Below are 14,309 nucleotides of genomic sequence, written 5' to 3'. Positions count from 1 at the left end.
CCGCTTCCGCTTCAACCCATTGGGAAACCCCGCCATGCAAGTACTCGTCGATGCCGACGCGTGTCCCGCCGTCATCAAGGACATGCTGTTTCGCGCCGCGCGTCGTGCCGAAATCCGCGTGACGCTGGTCGCGAACCAGTTTCTGCGCACGCCGCCATCGCCGTTCATCAAGGCGGTGCAGGTGCCGGCCGGCTTCGACGTGGCCGATGCGCGCATCGTCGAGCTGGTGGAAGCGGGCGACCTCGTGATCACCGCCGACATCCCGCTGGCCGCCGCCGTGCTCGACAAGGGCGCGCATGCGCTCGACCCGCGCGGCAACTGGTTCAGCCGCGAGAACATCGAGGAACGCCTGTCGACGCGCGCGATGATGGACCAGTTGCGCAGCGCGGGCATCGACACGGGCGGGCCGGCGCCGTTCAGCGCACGCGACGGCAAGGCGTTTGCGTCGCAGTTCGACCGGTTCCTGGCGCGACAGGGCAAGCCTTGAGGTTGCGTCGCGGCGGCCAGGTGTCGTGATCGCCCTGCGTGGGGCTGCGCCTGCGCGCCATGCGCTACCTCACCGAATCCGCATCGAATCGCGCGTGCCCCACAGGCGGGGATGCAGGTTTGTCCCTGCGCTGCTATCGTGGCAAAAACCACAACACAGCATAGGAGCGCACGCGTGTCACCGACTCAACTCCTCGTTCCGACCTTCACCCAGATGCTGCGCGCGCAGTCCGCGTGGCTCAACAAGGCCGCCGCACATCGGCAGGCCGCGGGCGACGCGCCCGACGCGGCGATGTCGCTGAAGCTCGCGCCCGACATGTATCCGCTCGCGGCACAGGCACGCTTCTCGTGCTTCCAGGCGATGGAGCCCGTCCACCGGCTGCGCGGCGAGCCGCTGCCGGACGCCCTGCTCGCATTGCGCGAGGCGGGATGGAATGCGGATGCGCAGCCCGGCACGCTCGCCGATGCGCAGGCGATCATCGCCGGCACGCTCACGTTTCTTGGCGACCTCGCGCCAGATGCGCTCGATGGCGGTGCCGCGCTGCCGATCGCGCTCGAGTTGCCGAACGGGATCGCGTTCGACATGACGGGCGAACAGTACGCGCGCGACTGGGCGCTGCCGCAGTTCTACTTCCACGCGATCACCGCGTACGCGATCCTGCGCCACCACGGCGTCGAACTCGGCAAGGCCGACTACGTGCCGCACATGCTCGCGTACGTCCGGCCGGGCACGATTCCGCAGGGTTGATCGGGCAGGCGCCGGGCATCTGCGAAGCGACATGACGCGGGCACTCTTCCTCTGTAGCCGCAACCGGCTGCGCAGCCCGACGGCCGAAGCGGTGTTCGCCGCATGGCCGGGCATCGAAACCGACTCGGCGGGCCTCGCCCCCGATGCGGACACGCGCGTGTCCGCCGAGCAGCTCGACTGGGCCGACGTCGTATTCGTGATGGAGCGCGCGCACCAGGCGCGGCTGGCGGCGCAATTCGGCGCGCATCTGCGGCACAAGAAGATCGTCTGCCTCGACATTCCCGACCGCTACGCATACATGCAGCCGGAACTCGTCACCTTGCTCGAACGCAAGGCCGGCCCGTTGCTGCGCGCGTGACCAGAGCAGGCGCTATCGACGTCAGCGCAGCCGGCCGTTCGCGATCGCCGAAAAACCGTCGAGACGCAGCAGCTCGATGATCTTGCGCGTCGGCACGCTCGCGCGCAGCGTGTCGAGCCGGTCGACCGTGAACCACTTGCAGCGGGCGATCTCGTTGCTCGCGCGCGGCGTCAGGTGCGCCGGCACGTCGGCCACGAACACGTGATGAAGCTTCGTCAACCCGCCGAACTGCACCGCGTAGTCGAGCGCGAGCCCCTCCAGCCGGGTTTCCTCGGCAAGCTCCCGCAATGCGGCATCGAGCGGCGTTTCGCCACGCCGGATCGTGCCGCCCGGCAGCGACCAGCGCGACGCGACGCGGGCAACCAGCAGCACGCTGCTGCGCTGACGGCACACGATCGTGGCGCGTTCCTTGATGACGGCGAGAGTGTCCGGCCCGGTACTCATGTTCGGTAAAACAGGTGCTGAATCGTGGAGAAATTGCGTGTCGGCGGCGCGTTGCCCGGCAGCAGGCTACAGCGGCGTACAGGCACCCGTAGCGATCTTAGCGGTCGTTCATGACAGTTCCATGCACGCCTTCGCGGGACGACCGCCGGGTCACGCGTGCGTATAGATGCCGCTGCGCGCGGGCTTCGCGTGGCGCGGCTGGCGGCGCTTGTGAACGGCGCGCCGATGGTGGGACGGCGGCGGCGTGACGTGCCGCCGTGCGGGCGCGGGCCGTGCGGCCGGTGAGGCCGACTGCGGCGCGCCACCCGGCATCCCGGTCTGTCCTTCGCCGAAATGGAACGTCCGGGTTTGCGCATGTCCGACGCCCAGCGTCGACGCCAGCACGAAGGCCGCGAGCAACATCCGTTTCATGAATGATCCGTCCGATTGTTTTGAGATGAAGATGGCCCGCCAGCTTACGAAAGGCGGGGCGCCGCCGCAACCGGCCCGTGCCGGGTGCCGCCCCACTTGCGCGCGGCGGCGTCTTCCGCTCCGCCTCAGCGTGCCGCCGGAGTTGACAATGTAATTCCTGAGTGTGAATATAAATTCACGTACAAGAATTATTCGCCGAATCCGGAAGATCGCGCCGCAGGCGCGGGACCACCGGGGCCGGCCGTCCGATCAACCGGAACCAGGAGCGGGACGCATGGCGGAACACGAGCAGCAGGGCGCGCTGGCGGGATTGCGCATCATCGATCTGTCGCGGGTGCTGGGTGGCCCCTATGCCACGCAGATCCTGGCCGACCACGGCGCGGAGGTGATCAAGGTCGAACCGCCGTCCGGCGACGAGACGCGCACCTGGGGCCCGCCGTTCGACGGCGACACCGCGTCGTACTTCCTCGGCGTGAACCGCAACAAGCTCGGCATCGCGCTCGACCTGACGCAACCGGCCGACCGCGAGCGGCTGCTCGGCCTGCTCGAACATGCGGACGCGATCGTCGAGAACTTCAAGATCGGCACGATGGAGCGCTGGGGCCTCGGCTTCGACGCGCTGCATGCGCGGTTTCCGCGCCTCGTTCATTGCCGTGTATCGGGCTTCGGCGCGGACGGCCCGCTGGGCGGGCTGCCCGGCTACGACGCGGCCGTGCAGGCGCTCGCGGGGCTGATGAGCGTCAATGGCGAAGCCGGTGGCGCGCCGCTGCGGGTCGGCGTGCCGATCGTCGATCTCGTCACCGGGCTGAACGCGGCGCTCGGCGTGCTGATGGCACTGCGCGAGCGCGATGCGAGCGGCCGCGGCCAGTTCGTCGAATCGACGTTGTTCGACTGCGCGCTGTCGATCCTGCATCCGCATACGCCGAACTTCTTCCATTCGGGAAAGGCACCCGTGCGCACCGGCAATGCGCATCCGAACATCACGCCGTACGACAGCTTTCCGACGGCGAGCGTCGACATCTTTCTGGCGGTCGGCAACAACGGGCAGTTCGCGGGCTTGTGCGACGTGCTCGGCACGCGCGACTGGCTCGACGATCCGCGTTTCGCGGACAACCGCGCGCGCAGCGCGAACCGCGCCGCGCTGCGCACGCTGCTCGAAACGGCGCTGGCCGGACACGACGGCGCGGCGCTCGCCGAGCAACTGATGCGCCGCGGCGTGCCGTGCGCACCGGTGCTCGGGCTCGATGCGGCGCTCGACCATCCGCATGTCGCGCATCGGCAGATGAAGGTCGAGCTGGGCCGGCATCGCGGCATCGCGTCACCGATCAAGCTCGGCCGCACGCCGGCCACGTACCGGCGGCCGCCGCCCGCGCTGAACGAACACGCGGCGCAGGTGTTCGCCGACGCAGGCAACGATCACGACATACGCCAGGACTGACCGGACGGGAGGGCATGCCATGCAGTTCGACCTGACCGATGACCAGCGCGCGATCGAAAGCGCGATCGAGAAAATCTGCGCGCGCTTCGGCGACGACTACTGGCTCGAACGCGATCGCGCGGGCGGGTTTCCGGCCGATTTCCACGCGGCGCTCGCCGAGGCCGGCTGGCTCGGCATCGCGATGGATCCGGCCCACGGCGGCGCCGGGCTCGGGATGACCGAGGCCGCGCTGATGATGCGCACGATCAGCGCATCGGGCGCCGGCCTTTCTGGCGCGTCGGCCGTCCACATGAACATCTTCGGGCTGAACCCGGTGCAGGTGTTCGGCACCGACGCGCAGAAGGCGCGCTTCCTGCCGCCGCTGATCGCCGGGCGCGACAAGGCGTGCTTCGCGGTGACGGAACCCGATGCGGGCCTCGACACCACGCACCTGAGCACGCAGGCGCGCCGCGACGGCGACCATTACCTGCTGAGCGGGCGCAAGATCTGGATCTCGACCGCGCAGGTTGCGAACAAGATGCTGATCATCGCGCGCACGATGCCGCTCGACCAGATCGCGAAGCCGACCGACGGGCTGAGCCTGTTCTATACCGATCTCGACCGCTCGCGTGTCGAGGTGCGCGAGATCGACAAGATGGGCCGCAAGGCGGTCGATTCGAACATGCTGTTCATCGACAACCTGCGCGTGCCGGAAGGCGACCTGATCGGCCACGAAGGCGACGGCTTCCGCTACCTGCTGCACGGGCTGAATCCCGAGCGGATCCTGATCGCCGCGGAGGCGATCGGGCTCGGGCAGGCCGCGCTGCGGCGCGCGACGCAGTACGCGTGCGAGCGCGTCGTGTTCGGCCGGCCGATCGGGCAGAACCAGTCGATCCAGCATCCGCTCGCGCAGGCGTGGATGCAGCTCGAGGCCGCGTGGCTGATGGTGATGAAGGCCGCGACGCGCTACGACGCGGGGCAGCCGTGCGGCGCGGAGGCCAACGCCGCGAAATACCTCGGCGCGGAAGCCGCGTTCCACGCGTGCCAGACGGCGGTCGCGACGCACGGCGGGATGGGCTATGCGAAGGAATACCATGTCGAGCGCTATCTGCGCGAGTGTATGATTCCGAGGCTCGCACCCGTGAGTCCGCAACTGATCCTGTGCTACATCGCGGAGAAGGTGCTCGGGCTGCCGAAGTCGTACTGACCGTACCGACCCGGCGCCCGGCCCGGTGCGCGGTTTCCCGTTCCGATTCAAGCGCTCGTCATGGACGTCAAACTCGTTGCCCGCACGCTCGACCTGTTCGAGCTGTTCGCCGCCGAACGGCGGCCGCTGCCGCTCACCGAACTCGCGCGCCTGCTCAACGTGCCGGCGTCGAGCTGCCTCGCGATGGCGCGCACGCTCGTGAGCCGCGGCTACCTGTACGAAGTGCGCAAGCGCGGTGGCTACTACCCGACGCGCCGCCTGCAGACGATCGCCGCCGCAATCGACGCGACCGATCCGGTCGTCGACATCGTCCATCCGCATCTCGTCGCGCTGCGCGACGCGAGCCACGAGACGGCCGTGCTCGGCAAGATCCAGGGCGTATCGGTCACGTATCTCGACGTCGTCGAATCGGAGCAGGCGATCCGCTACACGCGCGCGCCGGGCGAACTGCGCCCGCTGCATGCGAACTCGATCGGCAAGGCAATTTTCGCGGAACTGGCGAGCGACGCGCAGCAGGCGCTCGGCATGCAGCTGCCGTTCGAACGCCTCACCGATGCGACGGTGGCGGATCTGCCCGCGCTCGTCGCGCAAACCGCCCGGTTTCGCGAAGTCGGCTGGGCCGAGAACGTCGGCGAGAGCGCGCCCGAGCTGTCGGCCATTGCGGTCGCGCTGACGCTCGACGGCGACTGGTACGGGCTATCCGTGGTCGGGCCGACCGAGCGGATTCGCCAGCATCGCGACATGCATGCCGCGCTGCTCGTCGACGCGAAGGCCAGACTGCTGGCCGAGCACGCGCGCGGCTAGGGCGGGCCGTCCGCCGGCGATCCGGTACTGGCGATCGCCGTGAACGGCCCCAGATGCACAGGCCTGAAGCCTAGCGACGGCCGTTCCGCCGCATCACGACTTCACCCACACACCGCCCGCACTCGGGTTGTCGCCTTGCGTCCACCATTTCGCGCAGTATTTCGCGCCCTGGTACATCACGCAGGTGCCGCCTGAATACGCGGTGGTCGCCGACCACGTGGCCGTGCCGCCGCCCACCGCCTTCCACACGGCGGCCTGGCCGGGCACGTCGCCCTGCGTCCACCATTGCGCCTGGTACGTCGTGCCCTGGTAGGTGACCGTCGCGCCGGCCGTATAGACCTGGCCGGCCGACCAGGGCGCGCCCGGCTGCGGCGTGCCGCCGTTCGAGCCGCCGCCGTAGTTCGGATCCTGCGTGACGCCGCCGCCCCACTTGCCGTCGAGCTGCTTGAAGATCGTCGCGAACGCGTACGGCTGCTGCGCGACGCCCGAGCAGGTCGGCGACGCATACGTGCCGCCGGAAGGGCACGCCTGGTCGCGGCCGACCGACCAGTTGCCGAAGAAGCCGTAGCCGTTGCTGAGCGCCGCGTTCAGCACGCTCTGCGCATTCGCGAGCGTGAAGGTTTCGCCCTGCACGTCGTTCGCGCCGATCATCGGCGTGACGCCGACCATCTGCCAGAGTTGCGCGTTGGTCTTCGGCTGGCCGGCCGACTTGAACGCGGTATCGAGCTGCGAGTACAGCGCCTGCGCGGCGCTGATCGCGGCGGCGCCCATGTCGAGGTTCGCGGGGCCGTAGTCCATCGCCATCACGTTGACCGCGTCGAACGTGGTCTTGTTCGCGATGGCCGCGTTGACGACGTTTACGCCGTCCTGCGTGAGGCCGGTCGGCATCGTCGGCAGCGTCAACGTGACGTGCAGCGGCTTGCCTTTCGCCGCATAGCTCGCCTGCAGCTGCGTGACCGCCTGGAAGTTGCGCGCGACCGCGGCCGTGTCGGTTTGAGACGCGCCTTCGATGTCGAAGTCGATGTGGGTGAGACCGTACGTGTCGATCACGGTCTGGTACGCACTCGCCAGCGCGGGGACCGTCGAGCATGCCTGCATCAGCGGCGTGCCGTTCGCACCGCCGAACGACACGGCGACTTCGCCGCCTTTCGCGCGGTAGCTCGCGATCGACGTCGACAGCGCGGTGAGCAGCCCGCCGCTCGCGCCGTTGCCGATCGGCTGCACGCCGCCCCACGACGGCACGCAGCCGTTGCCCGCGACCACGAACGCGAGCGTGAACTGCTGGATACCCTGGCGCACGCCGATCTGGTCGACGAGCGGTGTCGGATAGAGCGTCACGTCGACGTAGGGCGCATAGACGCCGGCGCCCTGGGACACGCTCGCCACGGCAAGCAGGCAACCCGCCGCCAATGCGCGCGGGATGAAACGCGGCAACACATTGTTGTTCATTGTGTTCTCCAAGTGGAAGAGGGATACGCTGGCCCGCGTATCGCCGCCGGTCGGGCGATCGGGCATGCCCGGCCGGCGGCGTGCCCATCTTGGAGGATTCACGCCGAATAGTGAATGGTCAGGAGTTCTTTTTGTTATTTGATTCCCGATACGTAACGATCTTGCCGATTCGACACAGTTGCGGAATGCGTGATGCGGGTGTTTTTTCCGATCGATCGTGCCGATCGCGCGTGGCCTCACGCGCGTCGTTCGCGACGCATCAGGCCGATGGCGGCTGCACGAGCGAGCGTGCCAGTGCGACGAAGCGCTCGACGCACGCCGACGCGAACGGCTCGTTCCACGACACGATCTGCTCGACCGCGCGCGTGCCGGCGAGCGGCACGTAGGCGACGCCCGGACGCTGCAGCGTGGCCGTGAAGCCCGGCACGATCGCGATGCCGCGCTCGGCGGCCACCAGCGACACGAGCGTCGTGATCTGCGCGGCGGTCGCGCCGATCCGCGGCGCGAATCCGGCTTGCGCGCACAGGTCGTCCAGCGCCGCGGTCAATGCCGAACCGTAACCGGGCGGAAAGGTGACGAAGGTTGCGTTCGCAAGCTCCGCGACGTCGACGCTCGCACGGCCCGCGAGCGGATCGCCGGCCGGCACGGCCGCGACGAGCGGTTCACGCGACACGACCAGCGACGCCACCGGCACGCCGGGCGCACCGTCCCACGCCCAGCCGAAACCGATGTCCATCGTGCCGTCCGCAATCTGCTGGCGCTGGCTCGCGGTCGCCGCCTCGCGAAACGCGAGTTCGACGTCGGGCATCGTCCGGCTCGCGACGCGGATGACGTCCGGGAACGTGTCGGACATCGGAATCGAACTCGCATAGCCGATCACGATGCGCCCGGCGATGCCCTGCGCGATCTTGCGCGCGCTCGCCTCGGCCTCGGCGGCCGCGCTGACGACGTTGCGCGCATGGTCGAGGAACGCGGCGCCTTCCGGCGTCAGCCGCACCGCGCGCGTCGAACGTTCGAACAGGCGGACGCCGAGCTCGCTTTCCAGCGCGGCGATATGGCGCGTCAGCGGCGGCTGCGCGACCCGCAGGCGCAACGCCGCGCGGCCGAAGTGCAGTTCGTCGGCGACGACCACGAAATAGCGGAGGCGGCGCAGGTCGAGCATTGTTGTGGTTCCGGTATCAATGACGTTGAAAACGGTATTGGCGTGCCTGCGGCGCACTCGTCAGACTGTCGGCATCGACGAACAGGCCGCTCCGATGAACGACAGGACCACGCGCATCGCGTTCTTTCTCTGCGGCTTCGCCGCGTTTCTCAATCTGTATTCGACGCAGGGCATCCTGCACGAACTCGCGGGCACCTTCGGTGTCAGCGCGGAGCGCGCGGGGCAGGGCGTGAGCGCCACCACGACGGCCGTCGCCATTATCGCGCCGTTCGTCGGCGTGCTGGCCGCGCGCATCGAGCGGCGCGTCGCGATCTCGCTCGCGGCGGTGGCCGTCGCGCTGCCGGTCGTGTGGTCCGCGCATGCGGGGAGTTTCGCGTCGTTTCTCGGCGCGCGCTTTGCAGCCGGCCTCGTCATGCCGTTCATTTTCGCGCTGTCGATCGCCTATATCGCCGAGCGCTTCGATCGCGGCACGTCGGCCGAGATCAGCGCGCTGTTCGTCGCCGGCACGACGCTCGGCGGTTTCGCCGGCCGCTTCGCGACCAACCTGATGACGTCGATCTGGGGCTGGCGGCATGCGCTCGACGTCGTCGCGGCGCTATGTCTCGTCACGGGCATCGCAATCTACGCGAGCCTGCCGGCGTCGGGCGGGATCGCGCGGCACGTCGAGCACGATGCGGATAGCGGCGCGGGGCCGTCGTGGCGCATCGTCACGCGTGGCACGCTGCTCGCGTCGTTCGCGATCGGCGCATGCGTGCTCGCGTCGCAGGTCGCGACGTTTACGTTCGTCGGCCTGCGCCTGGCCGGCGCGCCGTTCGGCTTCGGCACGGTCGGAATCGGCGCGATCTACGCGGTGTTTCTGGTGGCGGTGGTCGTGACGCCGCTGGCAGGACGCGTCGCGCGGCATCGCGGCCCGCGCGCGCCGGGGCTTGCCGCGGCCGCGCTCGCGATCGGCGGGGCGCTGTTCACGCTGTCCGACAACGTACCGGTGATCCTGACCGGACTCGCGCTCAGCTCGACCGCCGTGTTCGTCGAACAGGCGTCGGCCAACACGTTCATCTCGCAGGCGGCGTCGAGCGTACGCTCGACGGCGATCGGCATCTACCTGTCCTGCTATTACTTCGGCGGCAGCCTCGGCTCGATCCTGCCGGTGCCCGGATGGCATCGGTGGGGATGGGCTGGCTGCGTCGCGTTCGTGGTCGCGGCGCAGGCGATCGTCGGCGTGCTCGTGTACCGGTTCTGGCATGCCGACGGCGCAGCCGGCACCGCGCAGGCCGACGCACGCAGCGTCACGCTGATGCGCTGACCCGGTTCAGCGATACCAGCGCGGCGTATAGACCCACTCGCGTGCGTTGCCGATCGCGAAGCGCCGCGTCGTCGACGAACCAATGATCACCATCGTACGCATGTCGACCTGATCGCTGCGCAGCGCGCCGAGCGTCGTCGTCGTGAGCGTCGCGCCCGGCCGGCCGATGTCGCGGCCGAGCACGGCCACCGTATCGGCGTGGCGGTGCGTGCGCACGACATCGAGCGCACGATCGAGCTGCCACGGCCGCGCGCGCGAGATCGGGTTGTAGAACGCCATCACGAAATCGGCCTGTGCCGCATGGCTCAGGCGCTTCTCGATCACGTCCCACGGCTTCAGGTTGTCCGACAGCGAGATCGCGCAGAAGTCGTGGCCGAGCGGCGCGCCGGCCTGCGCGGCCGTCGCGAGCGACGCCGAGATGCCGGGTTCGATGCGCAGGTCGACCGCGGCCCAGTGCGGATCGCGCGCTTCGTCGAGTGCTTCGAGCACGGCCGCGGCCATCGCGAACACGCCCGGGTCGCCCGACGACACGACCGCGACGCGTCGGCCCTCGGTCGCGAGTTCGAACGCATGGCGTGCGCGCTGCATCTCTTCGCGATTGTCGGTGCCGTGCACGCGCTGGTCATCGCGGAACGGGCCGGCCATGTTCACGTAGGTCGTGTAGCCGAGGATGTCGGTTGCGTCCGCAAGCGCGGCGCGCGCGGCCGGCGTGAGCCATTCAGCACCGCCCGGGCCGAGGCCGAGCACCGTCAGGCGGCCGCGCGCACGGCCGAGCGTGGAGGGATCGACCGGATACGACGCGACCGCGCATGCGATGCCGTTCGTCGTGGCGCGCAGCGTGTGTGCGACGCGCAACGCGCGGCCGAGCAGGGTGGCCGCATCATCGGTTGAGTCAGCATCAGCGTCAGCGTCGGTTCCGGCATCGACGAAGCGCAGCGGCACGTCGAGCGTTTGCGCGGCGTCTTCCAGCACGGCATCGCCGATTTCCGATGCGGGCGCAACGATGGCCGCGAGCGCCAATCGTGCGAGACCTTGCGAATCGAGCGCTGCATCGATGCGTGCGGCAAGCGCTTCATCCGCGTGGATAGCCAGCGCATCGACGCCGACCACCACGCTGCGCGGGTGAATCACGAGTTCGTCGCGCGCACCGCGCCATGCATCGGGGGTTACGCGGATCGCATGCATGGCCGCATCGTCGCGCGGCAGCGCGACATCGTCGAGCCACGGCGCCGCGCCGTCGATGCGCGTCGACGCGCCTGCGAGCAGATCGGATACGAAGCGCTTGCCCTGGCCGAGATCGGCAAGCGCATAGCCCGCCGGCGGATTGAGCACGCACGCGCCGAAGCGCAGTTCGCCGCTCGTCGTGATCGCCGGCGCAACGCCGATGCATGCGGCGATTTCCCGCGCGATCACGTTCACGCCCGTCAGCCCGCCGAGCAGCGGCACGACCGCCGAGCCGTCTTCCGCCACCGCGAGCACGGGCGGCTCGACGCCCTTGTCGGCCAGCGCCGGGGCGATGCAGCGGATCACGATGCCGGCCGCGCACAGCGCGACGATCGGCAGGCCGCGCGCGTAGAGTTCACGCAGGTGCGCGCCGAGATCGTCGAACGGCACGTCGGCCGCGACGCGCGACGCAAGGCCATGCACGCGCGCACCCGGATAGCGCGCCTGGATGCGCCGCGCGGTATCGAGCGCGCCCGCGCCGAGAATCACGATCGCGGGCGGAGTCGTCATCCTTGCCATTTTTCCCCCGGCACGACGAGCAGCGAAAAATACGGCGACGCCATCGGATCGACTTCGTCGAGCGGCACGATGCGCTGGCTCGCCATCGTCGCGCGCTCGACATACAGCGCGCGCTTCGCGAGCCCCAGTTCGTCGAGCACCCGTCGCACCTTGTCGAAATTGCGGCCGAGCTTCATCACGACGGCCGCGTCGGCCCGCGCGAGCCGTTCGCGCAGTTCGGGCTCGGGCAGCACGCCCGACAGCACCGACAGGCTCTGGTTGCGATAGACGAGCGGTTGGCCGAGCACCGCGGTGCCGCCGAGCATCGAACACACGCCGGGGATCACCTCGGTGTCGTAGCGCGGCGCGAGGCGGTCGTGCAGGTACATGTACGAGCCGTAGAAGAACGGGTCGCCTTCGCAGATCACCGCGACGTCGCGCCCCGCGTCGAGATGCGCGGCAACGATCCCGGCGGCCGTGTCGTAGAAGTCGGCGATCACCGTCTCGTAGCACAGCGGCGGCGGCAATGCCTCGGTCGTCACCGGATAGACGAGCGGCAGTTGCGTCTGCCCGTCCTGCAGGTGCGCTTCGACGATCCCGTACGCATTGCCTTTCTTGCCCTTCGCGACGAAGTACGCGACCACGGGCGCGGCCTGCAGCACGCGCAGCGCCTTGATCGTCATCAGTTCGGGGTCGCCGGGGCCGACACCGACCCCGAACAGGCGTCCGCGCGCGGTCGTCATTCGACCTCCGTCGCGAGGGCGTTGACCGCCGCCGCCGCCATCGCGCTGCCGCCGCGCCGGCCGAGCAGCGCGACGTACGGCACGCCGCGGCTGTCGGCATCGAGCAGCGCCTTCGATTCGGCCGCACCGATGAAGCCGACCGGAAAACCGAGGATCAGCGCGGGGCGCGGCGCGCCGGCGTCGATCATGTCGAGCAGGTGGAACAGCGCGGTCGGCGCATTGCCGATCACGACGACGCTGCCCGCGAGGTGCGGACGCCACAGCTCGAGCGCGGCGGCCGAACGCGTGTTGCCGAGATGCCGCGCGAGATCGGGCACCTCGGGCTCGCCGAGCGTGCAGATCACGCGGTTGTCGGCCGGCAGCCGCGCGCGCGTGATGCCTTCGGCGACCATCCTCGCGTCGCACAGGATCGGCGCGCCGGCCGCGAGCGCCGTGCGGCCCGCCGTGCCGGCGCCGGCCGAGAAGCGCAGGTCGTAGACGACGTCGACCATCCCGCACGCATGGATCACGCGCACCGCGAGTTTCTCGAGGTCGGGCGGAACCTGCGACAGGTCGGCCTCGGCGCGGATCGTCGCGAACGACTGGCGGTAGATTTCCTGCCCGTCGCGAATGTAGTCAAGCATCGGTGGTGTCCTGGCTGTGCCGTGCGCCCGTCAGTCGGGCCGCGGCCTGGTCAATCGTCAGATGGCGCGCGAGCGGGGCGCCGAGGCCCGCAGCGGCGTCGCGCCGGTAAAGGTCGTAGTGCGCGGGCGCAACCGCGACGAGCGTGTGCGTCGCGGGATGCGGCAGCGCGCAGTGGCGCTCGCAACCGGTCAGGTGCACGTCGACTGCGTGGCCGATGCGGGCGGCGAGCGCGAGTGCGTCGTGCTTCGTGTCGGCGCGCGCCTTCGTGCAGCCCGCGCTGCCGGTGCACGCGACGAGCGCAGCGAGCGGGTCGGACGACGCGCAGACGAGGCCGAGCGACGCGAGCGCATCGAGCGTGGCCGGTGCGCGTACGCGCGATACGTCATGCAGGAACACGCCTTGCCATGGCGTCATCGACAGCGTGCCGTCGCCGTCGGTTTCGGCCAGCGCGGCGAGCCGTTCCAGTTGGGTCGCATCGAGCCGGCCGAGCACGAATTGGGCGCCGACGTTGCAGCGCGCCGCATCGAGCGACGGGCGCACGCCGAAACGCAGCGTCGGGTCGGTGCGCGTGCGGCGCCAGCCGGCGAGCGCCGGATCGGCTGCAAGCGGGAAGGGCACGTAATGCTGCGCGCGTTCCAGCAACGCGCGTTCGCTGCAGGTGGCGAGCAGCGCGCGTAGCCGCGTGACGTCCGCCGGTGCGAGATCGAGAAACGCGAGCAGCAGCGCGCGAACCAGCGCAGCGACTTGATCGGGCGCGACATCGACCGAAGCGGGCGGGTCGTCGTGTGCAACCGGCGGGCAGCCTGCCAGCCCGGCTGCGATCCGCATCGCGCCGTCGCCGCGACGCCAGGCGGCCAGCCAGATGTCGTGCGGATGATCGAGCGCCGCAACCGATTCGCCGCCGTCGAGCTGGATCGAGAATTTCGGCGACAACTCGCCACGGCGGGGCTCGCGCGCCAGCATGTCGAAGAGCGGCACGGCGAGCGCGCGGCTGTCGACGAGCGCGGCGGGGTCGTGGCCGGCGAGCGGGCTGAGCATCAGGTTGCGCACGTCGTCGCTCGCGGCGAGCGCCGCCGCGTCGGCGGCGGCATTCGACGTGGCGTCGACGGACGGGCCGAGACCCGCGTCGAGCAACGCGCGCGTCAGCGCGTTAGCCGCGCCGTCGCGAACGCCGCGCAGCTGGAGATTCGCGCGATTGGTCGCGTCGATCGCGCCGGAGCCGAATGCCCGCGCGGCGGCGGCGATCGCACGCGCCTGGCGCGCGTCGAGCCGGCCGCCCGGCAGCTTGATCCGGCACAGTCCGCCGTCGGCGGCCGCAACCACGCGCACGAGCCCCGGGCAGGCCGACGGGCGCATGACGGGCGTTGCAGGAATCGAAACGGGGGCGGAACTCAACGGGGTACCGGGGCAGTGTCGCGCCGCGGCCAACGC

Annotated in this window: 15 protein-coding genes; 7 read left to right on the top strand and 8 right to left on the bottom strand. The window is 69.8% G+C overall.

Annotation, left to right across the window (positions count from 1 at the left end):
• The first annotated feature begins 34 nt into the window (after positions 1-34).
• From FFS49_RS24520 to FFS49_RS24510, 3 genes are all read left to right on the top strand, one after another.
• Positions 35-487: a YaiI/YqxD family protein gene (locus tag FFS49_RS24520; protein ID WP_071334453.1), complete on the top strand. Its 453-nt coding sequence runs from the start codon at positions 35-37 to the stop codon at positions 485-487.
• Positions 488-661: 174 nt separating this feature from the next.
• Positions 662-1,234 carry a DUF1993 domain-containing protein gene (locus FFS49_RS24515; RefSeq protein WP_105815822.1) on the top strand — a complete coding sequence of 191 codons (573 nt, stop codon included), beginning with the start codon at positions 662-664 and terminating at the stop codon, positions 1,232-1,234.
• Between the two features lie 31 nt (positions 1,235-1,265).
• Positions 1,266-1,592 (top strand): low molecular weight protein tyrosine phosphatase family protein, encoded by a 327-nt coding sequence (locus tag FFS49_RS24510; RefSeq protein WP_105815821.1) that lies wholly within the window; start codon positions 1,266-1,268, stop codon positions 1,590-1,592.
• A gap of 21 nt (positions 1,593-1,613) precedes the next feature.
• On the opposite strand, the gene FFS49_RS24505 is transcribed toward FFS49_RS24510, so the two are convergent.
• On the bottom strand, positions 1,614-2,036 hold the full coding sequence (locus tag FFS49_RS24505; RefSeq protein WP_039358584.1) for an NUDIX domain-containing protein: 423 nt from the start codon (positions 2,034-2,036) through the stop codon (positions 1,614-1,616).
• A gap of 150 nt (positions 2,037-2,186) precedes the next feature.
• Positions 2,187-2,447 (bottom strand): hypothetical protein, encoded by a 261-nt coding sequence (locus tag FFS49_RS24500; protein WP_046545702.1) that lies wholly within the window; start codon positions 2,445-2,447, stop codon positions 2,187-2,189.
• 274 nt (positions 2,448-2,721) lie between these two features.
• Between FFS49_RS24500 and FFS49_RS24495 the strand changes: the two genes are divergently transcribed.
• From FFS49_RS24495 to FFS49_RS24485, 3 genes are read left to right on the top strand one after another with little or no spacing between them, the layout of a single operon-like run.
• The gene (locus tag FFS49_RS24495) at positions 2,722-3,885 is read left to right on the top strand and encodes a CoA transferase (protein WP_105815820.1); all 1,164 of its coding nucleotides are present in this window, start codon (positions 2,722-2,724) and stop codon (positions 3,883-3,885) included.
• 19 nt (positions 3,886-3,904) lie between these two features.
• Positions 3,905-5,071: an acyl-CoA dehydrogenase family protein gene (locus FFS49_RS24490; RefSeq protein ID WP_105815819.1), complete on the top strand. Its 1,167-nt coding sequence runs from the start codon at positions 3,905-3,907 to the stop codon at positions 5,069-5,071.
• 60 nt (positions 5,072-5,131) lie between these two features.
• Positions 5,132-5,875, top strand: a complete 744-nt coding sequence (locus tag FFS49_RS24485; protein ID WP_105815818.1) for an IclR family transcriptional regulator — start codon at positions 5,132-5,134, stop codon at positions 5,873-5,875.
• Positions 5,876-5,968: 93 nt separating this feature from the next.
• Here FFS49_RS24485 and FFS49_RS24480 read toward each other — a convergent pair whose 3' ends face one another.
• Together FFS49_RS24480 and FFS49_RS24475 are read right to left on the bottom strand one after the other, a co-directional pair.
• Entirely contained in the window at positions 5,969-7,324 is a 1,356-nt protein-coding gene (locus FFS49_RS24480) for a chitinase (protein ID WP_137910443.1), read from the bottom strand.
• Positions 7,325-7,583: 259 nt separating this feature from the next.
• Positions 7,584-8,486: a LysR substrate-binding domain-containing protein gene (locus FFS49_RS24475; RefSeq protein WP_105816159.1), complete on the bottom strand. Its 903-nt coding sequence runs from the start codon at positions 8,484-8,486 to the stop codon at positions 7,584-7,586.
• Positions 8,487-8,580: 94 nt separating this feature from the next.
• Between FFS49_RS24475 and FFS49_RS24470 the strand changes: the two genes are divergently transcribed.
• Positions 8,581-9,789 (top strand): MFS transporter, encoded by a 1,209-nt coding sequence (locus FFS49_RS24470; protein WP_224756033.1) that lies wholly within the window; start codon positions 8,581-8,583, stop codon positions 9,787-9,789.
• Between the two features lie 6 nt (positions 9,790-9,795).
• Here the strand turns inward: FFS49_RS24470 and cobJ are convergent, their stop codons facing one another.
• From cobJ to cobG, 4 genes are read right to left on the bottom strand one after another with little or no spacing between them, the layout of a single operon-like run.
• Complete coding sequence (gene cobJ, locus FFS49_RS24465) at positions 9,796-11,523, bottom strand: precorrin-3B C(17)-methyltransferase (RefSeq protein ID WP_105816158.1); 1,728 nt, start codon at positions 11,521-11,523, stop codon at positions 9,796-9,798.
• Positions 11,520-12,254, bottom strand: a complete 735-nt coding sequence (locus tag FFS49_RS24460; RefSeq protein ID WP_105816157.1) for a precorrin-2 C(20)-methyltransferase — start codon at positions 12,252-12,254, stop codon at positions 11,520-11,522. Before FFS49_RS24460 ends, cobJ begins: the two co-directional genes overlap by 4 nt.
• Entirely contained in the window at positions 12,251-12,877 is a 627-nt protein-coding gene (locus FFS49_RS24455) for a precorrin-8X methylmutase (protein WP_046545711.1), read from the bottom strand. Before FFS49_RS24455 ends, FFS49_RS24460 begins: the two co-directional genes overlap by 4 nt.
• A complete protein-coding gene (cobG, locus tag FFS49_RS24450) occupies positions 12,870-14,234 on the bottom strand; it encodes a precorrin-3B synthase (protein ID WP_224756034.1) in 1,365 nt (454 codons plus the stop codon). Before cobG ends, FFS49_RS24455 begins: the two co-directional genes overlap by 8 nt.
• Positions 14,235-14,309: the final 75 nt, after the last annotated feature.

Source organism: Burkholderia sp. 4NA327C6, assembly GCF_005502655.1.
Classification (GTDB): domain Bacteria; phylum Pseudomonadota; class Gammaproteobacteria; order Burkholderiales; family Burkholderiaceae; genus Burkholderia; species Burkholderia contaminans.
This window is presented reverse-complemented; position numbering and strand designations above follow the sequence as displayed.

Bases quoted from the DNA above. Each gene is read 5' to 3' on its own strand.
- FFS49_RS24520 (WP_071334453.1), top strand. From the start codon at position 35: ATGCAAGTACTCGTCGATGCCGACGCGTGTCCCGCCGTCATCAAGGAC.
- FFS49_RS24510 (WP_105815821.1), top strand. From the start codon at position 1,266: ATGACGCGGGCACTCTTCCTCTGTAGCCGCAACCGGCTGCGCAGCCCG.
- FFS49_RS24505 (WP_039358584.1), bottom strand. From the start codon at position 2,036: ATGAGTACCGGGCCGGACACTCTCGCCGTCATCAAGGAACGCGCCACG.
- FFS49_RS24500 (WP_046545702.1), bottom strand. From the start codon at position 2,447: ATGAAACGGATGTTGCTCGCGGCCTTCGTGCTGGCGTCGACGCTGGGC.
- FFS49_RS24495 (WP_105815820.1), top strand. From the start codon at position 2,722: ATGGCGGAACACGAGCAGCAGGGCGCGCTGGCGGGATTGCGCATCATC.
- FFS49_RS24490 (WP_105815819.1), top strand. From the start codon at position 3,905: ATGCAGTTCGACCTGACCGATGACCAGCGCGCGATCGAAAGCGCGATC.
- FFS49_RS24485 (WP_105815818.1), top strand. From the start codon at position 5,132: ATGGACGTCAAACTCGTTGCCCGCACGCTCGACCTGTTCGAGCTGTTC.
- FFS49_RS24480 (WP_137910443.1), bottom strand. From the start codon at position 7,324: ATGAACAACAATGTGTTGCCGCGTTTCATCCCGCGCGCATTGGCGGCG.
- FFS49_RS24475 (WP_105816159.1), bottom strand. From the start codon at position 8,486: ATGCTCGACCTGCGCCGCCTCCGCTATTTCGTGGTCGTCGCCGACGAA.
- FFS49_RS24470 (WP_224756033.1), top strand. From the start codon at position 8,581: ATGAACGACAGGACCACGCGCATCGCGTTCTTTCTCTGCGGCTTCGCC.
- cobJ (WP_105816158.1), bottom strand. From the start codon at position 11,523: ATGACGACTCCGCCCGCGATCGTGATTCTCGGCGCGGGCGCGCTCGAT.
- FFS49_RS24460 (WP_105816157.1), bottom strand. From the start codon at position 12,254: ATGACGACCGCGCGCGGACGCCTGTTCGGGGTCGGTGTCGGCCCCGGC.
- FFS49_RS24455 (WP_046545711.1), bottom strand. From the start codon at position 12,877: ATGCTTGACTACATTCGCGACGGGCAGGAAATCTACCGCCAGTCGTTC.
- cobG (WP_224756034.1), bottom strand. From the start codon at position 14,234: ATGCGCCCGTCGGCCTGCCCGGGGCTCGTGCGCGTGGTTGCGGCCGCC.